This is a genomic window from Streptomyces pallidus (ex Mingjun et al. 2026) (assembly GCF_051550185.1).
Taxonomy (GTDB): domain Bacteria; phylum Actinomycetota; class Actinomycetes; order Streptomycetales; family Streptomycetaceae; genus Streptomyces.
Genome location: NZ_CP196181.1, coordinates 704,132 through 721,967 on the forward strand (window position 1 = coordinate 704,132; position 17,836 = coordinate 721,967).

3 protein-coding genes (1 of these 3 only partly in view) are annotated in these 17,836 nt (G+C 74.0%); 1 reads left to right on the forward strand and 2 read right to left on the reverse strand.

Annotation, left to right across the window (positions count from 1 at the left end; genetic code table 11):
• Positions 1-14,457, reverse strand: the 5' end (the start) of a protein-coding gene (locus ACSHWO_RS02950; protein WP_438309925.1) for a type I polyketide synthase. 20,088 nt of this gene lie to the left of the window's left edge; the window shows 14,457 of its 34,545 coding nt (coding positions 1-14,457); its start codon is at positions 14,455-14,457; the stop codon falls past the left edge of the window.
• A 291-nt stretch (positions 14,458-14,748) separates the two neighbouring features.
• On the opposite strand from ACSHWO_RS02950, the gene ACSHWO_RS02955 reads away from it, so the two are divergent.
• Positions 14,749-15,873 (forward strand): nucleotide disphospho-sugar-binding domain-containing protein, encoded by a 1,125-nt coding sequence (locus ACSHWO_RS02955; RefSeq protein ID WP_385803863.1) that lies wholly within the window; start codon positions 14,749-14,751, stop codon positions 15,871-15,873.
• A gap of 105 nt (positions 15,874-15,978) precedes the next feature.
• Here the strand turns inward: ACSHWO_RS02955 and asnB are convergent, their stop codons facing one another.
• Entirely contained in the window at positions 15,979-17,823 is a 1,845-nt protein-coding gene (gene asnB, locus ACSHWO_RS02960) for an asparagine synthase (glutamine-hydrolyzing) (protein WP_438309926.1), read from the reverse strand.
• Between the last annotated feature and the right edge of the window lie 13 nt (positions 17,824-17,836).

Consider the following 17,836-nt stretch of genomic DNA (forward strand, 5'->3'; position numbering starts at 1 on the left):
CAGGCCTTCGGCACGCCGCTGCTCGGCCAGGCCCTCCAGGAACGCGTTCGCCGCCGCGTAGTTCGCCTGACCGCCCGCACCGAACGCGGCGGCCGCGCCGGAGAAGAGGACGAAGGCGGAGAGGCCGAGGTCCCGCGTGAGCTCGTGGAGGTTCCAGGCGGCGTCCACCTTCGGACGCAGCACGGTCGCCACCCGCTCCGGGGTCAGCGACGCCAGGATGCCGTCGTCCAGCACGCCCGCCGTGTGGACCACGGCGGTCAACGGGTGCTCGGCCGGCACGGACGCCAGCAGCCCGGCCAGCGCCTCCCGGTCCGACACGTCACACGCGACGAGCTCGACGTGCGCACCCAACTGCTCCAGCTCCGCGACCAGCTCGACGGCACCAGCCGCGCCCGTACCGCGCCGGCTGGTGAGCAGCAGCCGCTGCATCCCGTACGACGTCACCAGGTGCCGGGCGAACAACCGGCCCAGACCACCCGTCGCACCCGTGACCAGCACGGTCCCGGACGCATCCCCCAGCACCACGGCCGAGGACCCGGCGGCGCTGTCCGAGGACGGCACGCGGACCAGGCGCGGGGCGGTGACGACACCGCCGCGGACGGCGAGCTCCGGCTCCCCGGACGCCAGCGCAGCGGGAACCGCCGCCAGCGACGCCTGAGACGCCTGCTCCGGGTCCAGGTCGATCATGACGAGCTGGCCGGGGTTCTCCGACTGAGCGGAGCGCAGCAGGCCGCGCACCGCACTGCCCGCCAGGTCCTGCACCCCCGCGCCGGCCTCGACGGCCACCGCACCCGACGTCAGCCACACCAGGGGCGTGGCCGCGAACCGCTCGTCGGCCAGCCACTCCTGCACCGTCGCCAGCGCCTGGTTCACCGCGTCGTGGACGCGGCCGACCATGCCCTGGTCCTCGGGCCGCTCGATGGCCGCCGGGAGGACGAACACCGCGTCCGGAGCCGGTTCGCCGGCGGCGAGCGCGACACCGAGCTCGGTCAGGTCGGCGTACTCGGTGACGCTGGCGCCCGAGCCCGCCGGCCCGCCCAGCCCGATCTCGTCCCGTCCCAGTACGGCCCAGCGGAGGTCGCCGGCTGCGGCCGTGGTGGGGGCCGCGGACACGGGCAGCCACTCCACCCGGAACAGCGACTCCAGGTTGCCGCCGGCCGCGTGGACCTGGGCGGCGGAGGCCGGGCGCAGCGTCAGCGACTCGACGGCCGCCACGGGGCGTCCGGTCTCGTCGGCGACCAGCAGGGCCAGCGTGTGCGGCTCGTCGGCCGTGACCGGGGTCAGGCGCATCCGGAGGGCGGAGGCGCCCACCGCGTACAGCGAGACACCCGACCAGAAGAACGGGAGCAGGGCACCTGCATCGGCCTGTGCGGCGGGGTCGCCGTGTCCGATGGCGTGCAGGCCGGCGTCGAGCAGGGCCGGGTGGAGCCCGAACCGGGCCGCGTCACGACGGCCGTCCTCCGGGAGCGCCACTTCGGTGAACAGCTCGTTGCCGCGGCGCCAGGCCGCCTTAAGGCCCTGGAACAGCGGCCCGTAGGAGACGCCCTGCTGGGCCAGTTCGGCGTAGAGCCCGCGCACGTCGACGGGCTCGGCGTCGGCCGGCGGCCAGGTGGCCAGCTCGCCGAACTCCTGCTCGGACCCGGGGCGGGCACCGACGGCGAGGGCACCTGACCCGTGGCGGGTCCACGGCTCCTCGGCCAGCGCGTCCTGGCGGCGCGAGTACACCGCGAAAGGCCGTCGGCCCGCGCCGTCCGGCGCCTCGACGACGAGCTGGAGCTGTACGCCGCCGCGCTCGGGCAGGACGAGCGGCGCCTCCAGCGTCAACTCCTCCACCACGTCGCAGCCGACCTGGTCACCGGCGCGCACGGCGAGGTCCACGAAGGCCGTGCCCGGCAGCAGGGCGGAACCGTGGATGGTGTGGTCGACGAGCCAGGGGTGCGTGTCGAGCGACAGCCGGCCGGCGAGCAGCACACCGTCCGAGTCGGCGAGAGCCACCGCGGCACCGAGCAGCGGGTGCCCGGCATCCCCGAGACCGATCGACTCCGGGTCCCCGGCGACGAACGCCGCCGCACCCGGCCAGAACCGCTGCCGCTGGAACGCGTACGTCGGCAGGTCGACCCGGCGGGCACCCGTGCCCGCGAAGAACGCCTCCCAGTCGACGGCCACGCCGTGGACGTGGGCCTGTGCGAGAGCGGTGACGAGGGTCTCGGCCTCGGGGCGGCCCGCACGCAGTACGGGCGCGAAGGCGATGTCGGCGGTGCCCGTCAGGCACTCCTGGGCGAGGGCGGACAGCACGCCGTCCGGCCCGAGCTCGACGAACGTGGTGACCCCGGCGGCTTCCAGGGCCCGGACGCCGTCGAGGAAGCGGACCGCCTCGCGGACGTGCCGCACCCAGAAGTCCGCCGACCCCATCTCGTCGGAGACGAGTGCACCGGTCAGGCAGGACACGACCGGGATCCGCGGGGCGGCGAAGGACAGCCCCGACACCACCTGACGGAAGTCGTCCAGCATGCCGTCCATGTGCGGCGAGTGGAAGGCGTGACTGACCGTCAGCCGCTTGGTCTTCCGGTCCTGGGCCCGGAAGTGCTCGGCGATCGCTTCGGCCGCGTCCTCGTCACCGGCGACCACGACCGACTGCGGGCCGTTGACCGCGGCGATGGACACCCCGTCGGCGTCGGCCAGCGCCGGCAGGACCTCGTCCTCCGAGGCCTGGACGGCGATCATCACGCCGCCCGCCGGGAGCGCCTGCATCAGCCGGCCACGGGCCGCGACCAGCGTGCACGCGTCGTCCAGGGACAGTACCCCGGCGACGTGGGCGGCGGCGATCTCACCGATCGAGTGACCTGACACGAAGTCGGGGCGCACCCCCCAGCTCTCCACGAGCCGGAACAGCGCCACCTCGATCGCGAACAGCGCCGGCTGCGTGTACTCCGTCCGGTCCAGCACGGCGGCATCGGAACCGAACAGCACGTCCTTCAGCGGCCTGTCGAGCAGCGCGTCCAGGTGGGCGCAGACCGCGTCCAGCGCGTCCGCGAACGCCGGGTAGGTGTCGTACAGCTCGCGGCCCGCGCCGAGGCGCTGGCTGCCCTGCCCGGTGAACAGGAAGGCGGTACGGCCGTCACCGGCCGGGCCCGTGACCGTCCGGGGGGCGGACTCACCGGCGGCGAGCCGGGCCAGTGCGTCCTGGAGGTCCTCGTCGTTGCCGTTGGTCAGGACGGTGGCGGCGCGGTGGTCGAGGTGGGCGCGGCTCGTGGCGAGGGAGTGGGCCACGTCGGCCGCGTCCGCGGCGGCGTCGCCGGCGGTGTCGAGGTGGGCGGCCAGCGCCGCCGCCTGCGCCCGGAGGGCTTCCTTGGTCCTGGCGGAGAGGAGGTACGGGAGGACGCGGGCGGCGGCAGGCCGGTCGGCCGGGCGCGCGTCGACGTCCACCGCCGGCTCGGCTTCCGGCGCCTGCTCGATGATCGTGTGCGCGTTGGTGCCGCTGATGCCGAAGGAGGAGATGCCGGCGCGGCGCGGACGGCCGGTCTCCGGCCAGTCCACGGACTCGGTGAGGAGTTCGACGTCGCCGGTCGACCAGTCCACGTGCGGGGTCGGGGCGTCCACGTGCAGGGTCTGCGGCAGCAGCCCGTGCTGCATGGCCAGGACCATCTTGATGACACCGGCCACACCGGCCGCGGCCTGCGTGTGACCGATGTTCGACTTCACCGAACCCAGCAGCAGCGGACGGCCCTCGCCCCGCTCCTGCCCGTACGTCGCCAGCAGCGCCTGCGCCTCGATCGGGTCACCCAGCCGGGTACCCGTACCGTGCGCCTCCACCGCATCCACATCAGCCGCCGACAGACCGGCACTCGCCAGCGCCTGACGGATCACCCGCTGCTGCGACGGACCGTTCGGAGCCGTCAGACCGTTGCTCGCACCGTCCTGGTTGATCGCCGAACCACGCACCACCGCCAGCACCGGGTGCCCGTTGCGCCGGGCGTCCGACAGCCGCTCCACGAGCAGCATGCCGACGCCCTCGCCCCAGCCCGTACCGTCCGCGGCAGCCGCGAACGCCTTGATCCGACCGTCCTCCGCCAACCCCCGCTGACGGCTGAAGTCGACGAAGTTCTCGGGCGTCGACATGACGGTGACACCACCGGCGAGGGCCATGGTGCACTCGTCGTTGCGCAGTGCCTGGATCGCCCAGTGCAGGGCGACGAGCGACGACGAGCACGCCGTGTCGACCGTGACCGCCGGGCCCTCCAGCCCGAAGACGTAGGAGACGCGGCCGGACATGACGCTGCCGGCGTTGCCCGTGCCGACGTGGCCTTCCAGACCGTCCTGCTCGCGGGTGACGAGGGAGAGGTAGTCCTGGCCGTTGGTGCCGACGAACACGCCGGCGCGGCTTCCGCGCAGGCTGGTCGGGTCGATGCCGGCGCGCTCGAAGGCCTCCCAGGAGGTCTCCAGCAGCAGGCGCTGCTGCGGGTCCATGGCGAGGGCCTCGCGCGGCGAGATCCCGAAGAAGTCGGCGTCGAAGTCGGCCGCTGCGGTGACGAAGCCGCCTTCGCGGGCGTACGAGGTTCCCGGCTGGTCCGGGTCGGGGCTGTAGAGGCGGTCGAGGTCCCAGCCGCGGTCGGCGGGGAACGGGGCGACCGCGTCCGCGCCGTCCGTGAGCAGCTGCCACAGGTCCTCGGGGGTGCGGACGCCGCCGGGGAAGCGGCAGCTCATCGCGACGATGGCGATCGGGTCGCCGTCGACGGCCGCGGCCGCGGGCAGCAGGGCGCCGGCGACGGGGACGCTGCCGACGAGCTCCTCGCGGAGGTGGTCGGCCAGTGCGGCGGAGGTCGGGTAGTCGTAGATGAGGGTGACGGGCAGCCGCAGCTCGGTGGCCGCGCTCAGCCGGTTGCGGAGCTCGACGGCCGTCAGCGAGTCGAACCCGAGCTCCTTGAAGGCGCGCTCCGCGCCCACCGCGTCCGTGGTGCCGTGTCCGAGGACGGCGGCGACGTGGGTACGGACGAGGTCGAGCAGCTCCCGCTCCTGCTCGGCGGGTGCGAGCGCGGCGAGCCGCCCGGAGAGGGTGGCCGGGCTCTCGGCCCGCCCGGCGGACCGGCGGCCGGCGCCGGCTTCGGTCGCCGTACGGGTCGCGCGGACCTCGCTGAGCTCGCTGAACAGTTCGGTGCGGCGTACGGCGGTGTGGCCGGCGAGGTACCGGTCCCATTCGATGTCGGCCACCATCACGGCGGCATCACCGGCGTCGCCGGTGCCGACCGCCTGCCGGAGGGCGCGGATCGCGGGCTGCGCCGCCAGCGGGGGCACGCCGTCGCGGCGCATCCGCGCTTCGAGGGCCTGGTCGGCGGCCATGCCGCCCTCGGCCCACGGGCCCCAGGCGATCGAGGTCGCGGCCAGGCCGGCGGCCCGGCGCTGCTCGGCCAGGGCGTCCAGGTAGGCGTTGGCGGCGGCGTAGTTGGCCTGGCCGGCGGTGCCGGCGGTGCCGGTCATGGAGGAGAACAGCACGAACGCCGTCAGCTCGATGCCGAGTTCGAGGGTGAGTTCGTGGAGGTGGAGCGCGGAGGTCGCCTTGGCCCGCAGGACGCCCTGGAAGCGCTCGGGCGTGAGGGCGTCGATCATGCCGTCGTCGAGGACACCGGCGGTGTGGACGACCGCGGTGAGCGTGTCGGCCTCGGCCGCCAGCAGCGTACGGAGGGCGTCGCGGTCGGCGGCGTCGCACGCCACGACCGACACCTCCGCCCCCAGCTCCGCCAGCTCGGCGGCCAGCTGGTCCGCACCCGGGGCGTCGGCGCCCCGGCGGCTGGTCAGCACCAGGCGCTCCGCACCCGCGCCGGCCAGCCAGCGGGCGACCTGCCCGCCGAGGGCGCCGGTTCCGCCGGTCACGAGCACCGTGCCGGATGGCGACCAGGACTCGGCGCCCGCGCTGCGGGCCGCCCGTACGAGTCGGCGTCCGAAGACCCCGGACGACCGGACCGCTACCTGGTCCTCACCGGCCGCGGCGCCGGCGAGCACGCCGACCAGCCGGCCCATCGCCCGCTCGTCCGAGACCTCGGGCAGGTCGACCAGACCACCCCAACGCTCCGGCAGCTCCAGCGCGGCCACCCGGCCCAGACCCCACACCTGGGCCTGAACCGCCGACACCAGCCGGTCCGAACGACCCACGCTCACCGCACCACGGGTCAGGCACCACACCGGCGCACCCAGCCCGGCATCACCCAACGCCTGCACCAGCACGGCCGTAGCCACCACACCGGCGGCCTCGTCCAGCGCCAGCAGCGACACCACACCCGCCACGGACTCGACCCCGGACAGCAGCCCGGCCAGCGCGGCCCGGTCCGTGCCCGCCTCGACCACGACCCGGCGCACCTCGGCGCCACGCCCGGCCAGCGCACCCGCCACGGAGTCGACCAGGGCGTCGTCAGCGTGGGCGGCAGGGACGACGGCGATCCAGGCGCCGCCCGGCAGCTCGGACGACGCGGGCGCCGTCAGCGGCTTCCACTGCACCCGGTAGCGCCAGCCGTCGGCCTGCGCCTGCTCCTGGTTCTGCCGGCGCCAGGCCGAGAGGGCGGGGACGAACTCGCTGAAGCTCGCCTCGTCGTCCACCTCCAGCTCGGCCAGCAGGGCGGCCAGATCGCCGCGCTCCACCGCGTCCCAGAACCGGACGTCGATCGCGTCCGCGGCCAGGGCCGGGGCGGTGCCGCCGTCCGACAGGGCCTTCTCCGGCCAGAACCGCTGCCGCTGGAAGGCGTACGTCGGCAGATCCACCCGCCGGGCACCCGTGCCGGCGAAGAGGGCGGACCAGTCCACCGCGACGCCCCGCACGAACGCCCGGGCCACAGCGGTGACGGCGGTCTCGGCCTCGGGGCGGCCCGCACGCAGTACGGGCGCGAAGGCGATGTCGGCGGTGCCCGTGAGGCACTCCTGGGCGAGGGCGGACAGTACGCCGTCCGGGCCGAGCTCGACGAACGTGGTGACCCCGGCGGCTTCCAGGGCCCGGACGCCGTCGAGGAAGCGGACCGCCTCGCGGACGTGCCGCACCCAGAAGTCCGCCGACCCCATCTCGTCGGAGACGAGTGCACCGGTCAGGCAGGACACGACCGGGATCCGCGGGGCGGCGAAGGACAGCCCCGACACCACCTGACGGAAGTCGTCCAGCATGCCGTCCATGTGCGGCGAGTGGAACGCGTGACTGACCGTCAGTCGCTTGGTCTTCCGGTCCCGGTCCCGGAAGTGCTCGGCGATCGCTTCGGCCGCGTCCTCGTCACCGGCGACCACGACCGACTGCGGTCCGTTGACCGCAGCGATGCTCACGCCCTCGGTGAGCAGCGGGAGAACCTCGTCCTCCGACGCCTGGACCGCGATCATCACCCCGCCGGCCGGGAGCGCCTGCATCAGCCGGCCACGGGCCGCGACCAGCGTGCACGCGTCGTCCAGCGAGAAGACACCCGCCACGTGCGCGGCCGCGATCTCACCGATCGAGTGACCGGCGAGGAAGTCAGGGCGCACCCCCCAGCTCTCCACGAGCCGGAACAGCGCCACCTCGACCGCGAACAGCGCCGGCTGCGTGTACTCCGTCCGGTCCAGCACGGCGGCATCGGAACCGAACAGCACGTCCTTCAGCGGGAGTGCGAGCTGCGAGTCGAACCGCGCGCAGGCCTCGTCCAGGGCGTCCGCGAACACCGGGAAGGCGTCGTACAGTTCCCGGCCCGCGCCGAGGCGCTGGCTGCCCTGCCCGGTGAACAGGAAGGCGAGCCCGCCCTCCGAGACGGTGCCCTGCACCAGGCCGGGCAGCGGCTCACCGGCGGCGAGGCCCCGGAGGCCGTCGACGACCGCGTCACGGTTGGCGGGGTCGGCGAGCAGGACCGCACGCGACTCGAACGCCGAGCGGCCGGCGGTGAGGGAGTACGCGGTGTCGGCGGTGGCGACGTGCAGGCTCTCCGTCAGCCACGTCACGAGCTGCTCCGCCTGGGCGCGCAGTCCGGCCGCGTTCTTGCCCGTGACGACGAACGGCAGGAGGGGCGCGGCGTCGGCGGCCTGCGGCTCGGGCGCGGTGTCGTCGCCGGGCTCGGCCGGGGCTTCCTCGATGATCGTGTGGGCGTTGGTGCCGCTCAGGCCGAACGAGGAGATGCCGGCGCGGCGCGGACGGTCGCCCTGCGGCCAGTCCACGGACTCGGTGAGGAGTTCGACGTCGCCGGTCGACCAGTCCACGTGCGGGGTCGGGGCGTCCACGTGCAGGGTCTGCGGCAGCAGCCCGTGCTGCATGGCCAGGACCATCTTGATGACACCGGCCACACCGGCCGCGGCCTGCGTGTGCCCGATGTTCGACTTCACCGAACCGAGCAGCAGCGGACGGCCCTCGCCCCGCTCCTGCCCGTACGTCGCCAGCAGCGCCTGCGCCTCGATCGGGTCACCCAGCCGGGTACCCGTACCGTGCGCCTCCACCGCATCCACATCAGCCGCCGACAGACCGGCACTCGCCAGCGCCTGACGGATCACCCGCTGCTGCGACGGGCCGTTCGGAGCCGTCAGACCGTTGCTCGCACCGTCCTGGTTGATCGCCGAACCACGCACCACCGCCAACACCGGGTGTCCGTTGCGCCGGGCGTCCGACAGCCGCTCCACGAGCAGCATGCCGACACCCTCGCCCCAGCCCGTACCGTCCGCGGCAGCCGCGAACGCCTTGATCCGACCGTCCTCCGCCAACCCCCGCTGACGGCTGAAGTCGACGAACGCGTCCGGGGTGGACATGACGGTGACACCGCCCGCGAGGGCCATGGTGCACTCGCCCTGGCGCAGCGCCTGGACGGCCAGGTGCAGGGCGACCAGGGACGACGAGCAGGCCGTGTCGACCGTGATCGCGGGGCCTTCGAGGCCGAACACGTAGGAGAGGCGGCCGGAGACGACGCTCGCCGCGTTGCCCGTGCCGACGTGGCCTTCCAGGCCGTCGGCGTCACCGGCGACCAGGGAGAGGTAGTCCTGGCCGTTGGTGCCGACGAACACGCCGGCCCGGCTGCCCTTCAGCACGGCCGGGTCGATGCCGGCGCGCTCGAAGGCCTCCCAGGAGGTCTCCAGCAGCAGGCGCTGCTGCGGGTCCATGGCGAGGGCCTCGCGCGGCGAGATCCCGAAGAAGTCGGCGTCGAAGTCGGCGGCGTCGTAGAGGAAGCCGCCCTCGCGGGCGTACGAGGTTCCGGGCCGGTCCGGGTCGGGGCTGTAGAGGCGGTCAAGGTCCCAGCCGCGGTCGGCGGGGAACGGGGCGACCGCGTCCGCGCCCTGCGCGAGCAGGCGCCAGAGGTCCTCGGGGGTCCGGACGCCGCCGGGGAAGCGGCAGCTCATCGCGACGATGGCGATCGGGTCCTCGTCGGCGGGGGCGACGGCGGCGGCCGGCAGGGTGGTGTCCGCGGTCTGCTCGCTGCCGACCAGTTCCCCGCGCAGGTACTCGGCGAGGGCGGCCGAGGTCGGGTGGTCGTAGACGAGGGTGGTGGGCAGCTTCAGCGCGGTGGCCGCGCCGAGTCGGTTGCGCAGGTCGACGGCGGCCAGGGAGTCGAAGCCGAGGTCCTTGAAGGCGCGCTCCGCGCCGACGGCGTCGGCTCCGTCGTGCCCGAGGACGGCGGCGACGTGCGTACGGACGAGACCGAGCAGCTCCCGCTCCTGCTCGGCCCGGGGCAGCCCGGCGAGCTTCGCGAAGGCGGCGCCGGCGACGTCGGCGCCCGTCACGACGGTGCCGTGGCCGGTGGCCGCGGCGTCGCCCGCCGGCGTGCGGGTGACGAAGTCGGCGACCGACGGGTTGGGGCGGACGGCTGCCACGACGGACGCGTAACGGTCCCAGGTGATGTCCGCGACGGTCAGGGCGTCCTCGCCGGCGCCGACGGCCTGCGCCAGCGCCGCGACGGCCGCGTCGGGGGCCATGGGGGGCACGCCTTCGCGGCGCATGCGGGCGTCCATCGCCTCGTCGGCGGCCATGCCGCCCTCGGCCCACGGGCCCCACGCGATCGAGGTCGCGGCCAGGCCGGCGGCCCGACGCTGCTCGGCGAGGGCGTCCAGGTAGGCGTTGGCGGCCGCGTAGTTGCCCTGCCCGGCCGCACCGATCGTGCCGCTCATGGAGGAGAACAGCACGAACGCGGACAGCTCGATGCCGAGCTCGCCGGTCAGCTCGTGCAGGTGCAGCGCGGAGGCCGCCTTCGCCCGCAGCACGCTCTCGAACCGCTCGGGCGTCAGCGCGTCCAGGACACCGTCGTCCAGCACACCGGCGGTGTGGACCACCGCCGTCAGCGTCTCGGCCTCGGCCGCCAGCAGCGTACGGAGTGCATCCCGGTCGGCGGCGTCGCACGCCACCACCGACACCTCCACCCCGAGTTCCGAGAGCTCCGCCGCCAGCTCGGCAGCGCCCGGAGCATCCGGGCCCCGGCGACTGGTCAGCACCAGCCGCTCGGCACCCGCACCGGCCAGCCAGCGCGCCACCCGCTGGCCGAGCGCGCCCGTACCACCGGTGACGAGCACCGTCCCGGACGGGGCCCAGGCCCGGTCAGCCTGGCCGCCGGAGGCACGGACCAGTCGGCGCCCGAAGACACCGGAGGACCGTACGGCGACCTGGTCCTCGCCGGTGCTGCCGCCCAGTACGCCCACCAGGCGGGCCATGGCCCGCTCGTCCGAGACCTCGGGCAGGTCGACCAGACCACCCCAGCGCTCCGGCAGCTCCAGCGCGGCCACCCGGCCCAGACCCCACACCTGTGCCTGTACGGCCGACACCAGCCGGTCGGAGCGACCCACGCTCACCGCACCACGGGTCAGACACCACAACGGCGCACCCACCCCGGCATCACCCAACGCCTGCACCAACACGGCCGTCGCCACCACACCGGCCGCCTCGTCCAGCGCCAGCAGCGACACCACACCCGCCACGGACTCCGCGCCGGCCAGCAGCCCGGCCAGCGCGGCCCGGTCCGTGCCCGCCTCGACCACGACCCGGCGCACCTCGGCGCCACGCCCGGCCAGCGCACCCGCCACGGCCGCATCGTCCACGTCCTCGGCGGGGGTCACGACGAGCCACGTGCCGGACAGTCGGGCACCGCCGGCCGCGGCGTCCGCCAGCGGCTTCCACGAAGCCCGGTAGCGCCAGCCGTCCACCTCGGACTGCGTCCGGACGCGGCGGCGCCACGCCGACAGGGCGGGCACGACCTCGCTCAGCGGCTGTTCGCCGTCGGCGTCGAGTTCGAGGGCAGCGGCGAGGGCGGCCACGTCCTGGTGCTCGACCGCGTCCCAGAAGTCGCTGTCGGCCGGGTCGGTCCGGTGGTCGGCGGCCGTGGACGGGTCGGCGGAGGCCGGGGTGCGCGCGTCCATCCAGAAGCGCTGCCGCTGGAAGGCGTACGTCGGCAGCTCCACGCGCTCGGCGCCCGTGCCGGCGTAGCAGGCGGCCCAGTCCACGTCCGTGCCGCGGACGAACATGCGGGCGACGGCGTCGAGGAGGGTGGCGGTCTCGGGGCGGCCGGCGCGCAGGGCGGCGGCGAAGGCGGGGGGCGGGGTGGAGGTGTCCTGGTGGTCGGCGGCGAGGCAGTCCTGGGCCATGGCCGTGAGGACGGGGTCGGGGCCGAGTTCCAGGAAGGAGTCGGCGCCGCGGGCGTGGAGGGTGCGGATGCCGTCGAGGAAGCGGACGCCCTCACGGACGTGGCGCACCCAGTGTTCGGGGGAGGCGAGCTCGGCGGCGGTGGCGGCGGTGCCGGTGAGGAGGGAGACGACGGGGAGGGTGGGGGTGCGGTAGGTGAGGACCTGGGCCAGGCGGCGGAAGTCGTCCAGCATGCCGTCCATGTGCGGCGAGTGGAACGCGTGGCTGACGGTGAGCCGCTTGGTCTTGCGGCCCTGCACCTCGAAGTGCGCGGCGACCGCCAGGGCCGCGTCCTCGTCACCGGCGACGACGACCGACTGCGGGCCGTTGACCGCGGCGATGGACACCCGGTCGGCGTCGGTGAGCAGCGGGAGGACCTCGTCCTCCGACGCCTGCACGGCGATCATAGCGCCGCCGGTGGGGAGTGCCTGCATCAGGCGGCCGCGGGCGGCGACGAGCGCGCACGCGTCCTCGAGGGAGAGGACACCCGCCACGTGGGCGGCGGTGATCTCGCCCACGGAGTGGCCGGCGACGGAGGCGGGCCGCAGTCCCCAGGACTCGACGAGCCGGTACAGGGCCACCTCGACCGCGAACAGTGCGGGCTGGGTGTAGGCCGTCTGGTGCAGGAGGGCGGCCGCGGGGGTGTCCGCGTCGGCGAACAGGACGTCGAGGAGGGGGTGTTCGAGCTGCTCGTCGAGGTACCAGCAGGCGTCGTCGAGGGCGTCGGCGAACACCGGGTGGGTTTCGTACAGTTCGCGGCCCATGGCCAGGCGCTGGCTGCCCTGGCCGGTGAACAGGACGGCGGTGCGTCCTGCGGCGGGCGCACCGTGGACGACGGCGGGGGTGTCAGTGCCGTCGGCGAGGGCGTGCAGGGCATGGTGGAGGGCGGTGCGGTCGTCGCCGAGGACGACGGCGCGGTGGTCGAAGCGGCTGCGGGTGGCGAGGGAGTGGCCGATGTCGTGCGCGGTGGCGTCCGGGCGGGCGTCGAGCCAGTCGGCGAGGCGTCGGGCGGTGGCGCGCAGGGCTTCGGGGGTCTTCGCGGACAGGGTCCAGGGCAGCGGTGCGCCGGCGGGGGCCTGCGCGGTCGGCTGGTCCGGGGTCCCGTCCTCGGCGCGGTCCTCGGCCGGCGGCTCCTCGATGATGGCGTGGGCGTTGGTGCCGCTCATGCCGAAGGAGGAGACGCCCGCCCGGCGCGGGCCGTCGGACGCCGGCCAGTCGACGGCCTCGGTGAGCAGGGAGACGGCGCCGGCCTCCCAGTCGACGTGCGGGGTCGGCGCGTCGACGTGGAGGGTCTGCGGCAGGACGCCGTGCCGCATGGCCATGACCATCTTGATGACGCCGGCGACACCGGCGGCGGCCTGGGTGTGGCCGATGTTGGACTTCAGGGAGCCCAGCCACAGCGGCTGGCCCCCGGGCCGGTCCTGGCCGTAGGTGGCGAGCAGCGCCTGCGCCTCGATGGGGTCACCGAGCCGGGTGCCGGTGCCGTGCGCCTCCACGGCGTCCACGTCGGCGGCCGACAGGCCGGCGTTGGCCAGGGCCTGGCGGATGACGCGCTGCTGCGCGGGGCCGCTGGGGGCGGTGAGGCCGTTGCTGGCGCCGTCCTGGTTGATGGCGGTGCCGCGGACGACGGCCAGGATGCGGTGGCCGTTGGCGCGGGCGTCGGAGAGGCGCTCGACGAGGAGCATGCCGGCGCCCTCGCCCCACGCGGTGCCGTCGGCGGCGGCCGCGAACGGCTTGCAGCGGCCGTCGGCGGCGAGACCGCGCTGGCGGCTGAAGGAGAGGAACGAGCCGGGGCTCGCCATGACGGCGGCGCCACCGGCGAGTGCCAGGGAGCATTCGCCGTTGCGCAGGGCCTGGACGGCGAGGTGGAGGGCGGCGAGCGAGGAGGAGCAGGCCGTGTCGACGGTGACGGTGGGGCCTTCGAAGCCGAAGGTGTAGGCGATGCGGCCGGAGGCGACGCTCGCGGCGTTGCCGGTGACGAGGTAGCCCTCGAACCCGTCGGCAGCGTCCTCGAGGCGGGGGCCGTACTCCTGGGTCTCGGCGCCCACGAACACGCCGATCTGGCCGCCGCGGAGTCCGGCGGGGTCGAGGCCGGCGCGGTCGAACGCCTCCCAGGAGGTTTCCAGCAGGATGCGCTGCTGCGGGTCCATCGCGAGGGCCTCGCGCGGGGAGATCCCGAAGAATGCGGCGTCGAATTGGTCGGCGTCGTGGAGGAATCCGCCCTCGCGGGTGTACGTGGTGCCGGCCCGGTCGGGGTCGGGGTCGTACAGCGCGTCGAGGTTCCAGCCGCGCCCGGTGGGGAATTCCGAAATGGCGTCGGTGCCGGTGGCGACGAGGTGCCAGAGTTCTTCGGGGGAATGCACGTCGCCGGGGAATCGGCAGCCGATTCCGACGATGGCGATCGGTTCGTCGCTGTTGACGGCGCGGGTGACGGGCGCCTCGGCGGGGGCGGTCCGGCCCAGGAGGAGGGCGTGGACGCGGTCGGCGAGGTGGGCGGGGCTGGGGTGGTCGAAGGCGAGGGTGACCGGGAGGCGCAGACCGGTTCCGGCGACGAGTCGGGCGTGCAGGTCGACCGCGGCGAGCGAGTCGAAGCCGAGGTCGAGGAACGAACGGTCGGCGTCGAGGACGGTGGGGGCGGCGTCCCGCAGGGTGGCCTTGACCAGGGAGGACACCCAGTCCAGGAGGGCCGCGCGCTGTTCGCCCTCGGTCAGGCCGGCCAGGCGCTCGCGCCACTGGGCCTGGGCCGCCGCCGGGTTGTCTCCGCTGCCGGTTCCGTCCTGGGCGCTCTGGTGGCCCTGGGGTTCGGGCGGAGTTCCGTCGGCTTCGGAGGAGCCGCCGATCTCGGGTGCGAAATCCTGGGACTCGTTAGACATCGCGCGCTCCACCACTCCGTACAGAGAACTCCAATACTGGTGAGACCCTGACACGGGAGAGAGGCGGCAGAAACCCCTAACAATCCCCCTAGGGGCCCCTAGGTGAAGGCCGCGGCAAGAAACCTTGACTCTAAGGGCGAGACTGACTCATGATGCCCCCGCAGTAAGGGCAATTGCAAGAATTCAGAAGGTTCTTGTCAAGGGTCCGGGGCCCGGTGTTCTACCGAATCCTGTTCTCGGGTGGGATAGCGGGCTTCGCTCTGTCCACACCACCTGAGAGGAAGCCTTCCCATGCGTGTTCTGTTAGTGACTTACCCGGCCGTCGGGCACCTGTTCCCGACGGTTCCGCTGGCCTGGGCTCTGCGCTCGGCCGGTCATGACGTCCTGGTCGCCAGCTCGGGCGACGCGCTGGAGGCGGCGAACGCCGGTCTGCACGTGGCCGACGTCTACCCCGGTTTCCACCTGGAGGAGTTCCTCCAGACGGAGTGCGGGGAGCTGATAGCACGGCTTCGGCAGCCGGGCGAGATCGATCCGACGGACGGGCTGAGACTGTTCGCCCGGCTCAACGACGCCCTCGCCGACGGCATCATGAAGACCGCCGACGCGTTCCGCCCCGACCTGATCGTGTACGAGCAGATCTTCGTGGCCGGCCTGATCGCTGCGGAGCGTCTGGGCATCCCGGCGGTCCAGCACAACTTCGGTTGTGTACGGGCGACTCCGCTGCGCCAACTGACCGTGGCGATGATGTCGGAGACGATGGCCCGGCACGGTGTGGCGAGCGTCCCGGACCGCGTACCGACGATCGACATCGCTCCGCAGAGCATGGTGGAGCCGGAGGTCGACGGCTGGGTGATGCGGCCGGTGCCGTACAACAGCGGTGCCGTGCTGCCCGATTGGGTACTGGAACAGCGGTCGGGCCGACCACGGATCGGTGTCACCCTGGGAACGGCGACGGTCCACGTGAACGGTCTGGGCCCGGTCCAGCGGCTCGTGGCCGCCGCCCCGCAGGTGGACGCCGAGTTCGTACTCGCGCTGGGCGAGGTCGAGACGGCCGAGCTCGGCGAACTGCCCGAGAACGTGCGGGTCGTGGGCTGGGTGCCGCTGGCGAAGCTGCTGGAGAACTGCGATGCGGCCGTTCACCACGGCGGTGCCGGGACGACACTGGCCGCGCTCAACGCGGGCGTGCCGCAGCTGGTGCTGCCGGACGGCGCGGACCGCGGGATCAACGCCCAGTGCGTGCAGGACCGGGGCCTGGGCCTGAGCCGTTCGGCGGAGGACCTGGACGCGGAGCTGCTCACGCGGCTGATCACGGACGAGAAGACGGCCCTGGTGGCGCAGGAGGTCCGGGCCGAGATCGAGTCGATGCCGACGCCGGCGTCGCTGGTACCGCGGCTGGAGGAACTGGCCCGCCGCTGAGCGGTACAGGGCCGGAGCTGATGCGGCAGGGGCCGGCGGGGTTCTCCCCGCCGGCCCTCGCCGTCGTCCGGAGCCGCGTGGCCGCCCGGGCGCCAGGCCCGGGCGCTACACGCGGATCTCGGGCCGGTAGGCGTCGAGCCAGATCGCGGTGTCCAGGGCCCGCTCGAGGCCGTTGCGGGCGGCACCGCTCAGGGTCTCGGGGGCCGCCTTCACGGACTCGGCGAGCCAGTCCCGGCTGACGATCTGGAAGACCGGGCCGTCCTCACCGACGAGCTGCTTGGCGTGCTGCTGGAGCGCCTCGGCGTAGCGCCAGTCCTGGACGACCGGGTAGGGGCTCTTGACCCGTTCGATGACGGACTGCGGCAGCAGGCTCCTGGTCGCGCCGCGCAGCAGGCTCTTCTCCCGGCCGTCGTACGTCTTCATCGACCACGGCGTGTTGTAGACGTACTCCACGAGGCGGTGGTCGCAGAACGGCACGCGGACCTCCAGGCCGACGGCCATGCTCATGCGGTCCTTGCGGTCCAGCATCATCCGCAGGAAGCGGGTGAGGTGCAGGTACGACAGCACGCGCATGCGGTGCTCGCGGGGGGTCTCGGAGTCCACGCGGCCGACCTCGGCGACGGCCGTCGCGTAGTGGTCGGCGAGGGCCTCCAGCGGGTTGAGGGCGATCAGCGTGTCGAGGTTGTACATCTCGGCGGGCTGGGTGTTGGGGGTGGCGCCGATCATGCCGGCGGTGATCCAGGGGAAGGTGTCGCCCTCCTGGACCGCCTGGTTGTGCAGCCATCCGTAGCCGCCGAAGACCTCGTCGGCGGCCTCGCCGGACAGGGCGACGGTGGACCGTTCGCGGATGGCCCGGAAGAGCAGGTAGAGGGAGACGTCCATGTCGCCGAGGCCGGCCGGGCTGTCCCGGGCGATGACGACCTGGCGGCGTACGTCGGGGTCGGCGAGGGAGGTCGGGTCGAGCACGATGTCGGTGTGCTCGGAGCCGGCGTGGCGGGCCATCGCGGAGGCGAAGTCGGCGTCGCGGCTGCCGTGCACGCCGGTCGGTACGAAGTGGGTGGACTCGCCGGTGAAGTCGACGGCGAAGGTGTGCAGCGGCCGGCCCTCGGTGGCCCGGTGGGCGGCGGCCAGGCCGGTGATGGCGCTGGAGTCGAGGCCGCCGGACAGCAGGACGCAGGTGGGCACGTCGGCGACGAGCTGCCGGGCGACGGTGTCCTCCAGGAGCTCCCGCACCCGCTCGACCGTGGTGTCGAGGTCGTCGGTGTGCTCGCGGCTCTCCAGCCGCCAGTAGGTGTGGCTGCGGATGCCGGCGCGGTCGACGGTGACGACGGTGCCGGGCACCACCTCGACGACGTCGTCCCAGATGGTCTCGCCGGGCGGCCGGTTGAAGGCGATGAACTCGCGCAGGCCGCGGGCGCTGACCACGGGCTTGGCCAACGGGTTGGCGAAGATCGCCTTGGGTTCGGAGGCGAACAGCACCCCGTCGGCGGTGCGGTGGTAGAAGAGCGGCTTGACGCCCATCCGGTCACGGACCATGACCAGCTTCCGAGCGCGGCCGTCCCAGACGGCGAAGGCGTACATGCCGTTGAGGCGGGAGGCCATCGCCTCGCCCCACTCCAGGTAGGCGTGGAGGACGACCTCGGTGTCGCTGGAGGTCCGGAAGCGGTGGCCGCGGCCGCGCAGTTCCTCGCGGAGCTCGCGGAAGTTGTAGACCTCGCCGCTGTAGGTCAGCGCGACGCGGCCGTCGGGGGTGGCGGCCTCCATCGGCTGGACGCCGCCCTCCAGGTCGATGATGGCGAGCCGGCGGTGGCCGAGGGCGGCGGGGCCGTCGATCCAGCTGCCTCCGGCGTCGGGACCCCGTCCCGTCAGCGTCCGGACCATGTCGTCCAGGGTGGTGGTCTCCTGGGCCAGATCGCGTTCGTAGGCGATCCAGCCGGCGATGCCGCACATGCGATGCTCCTCG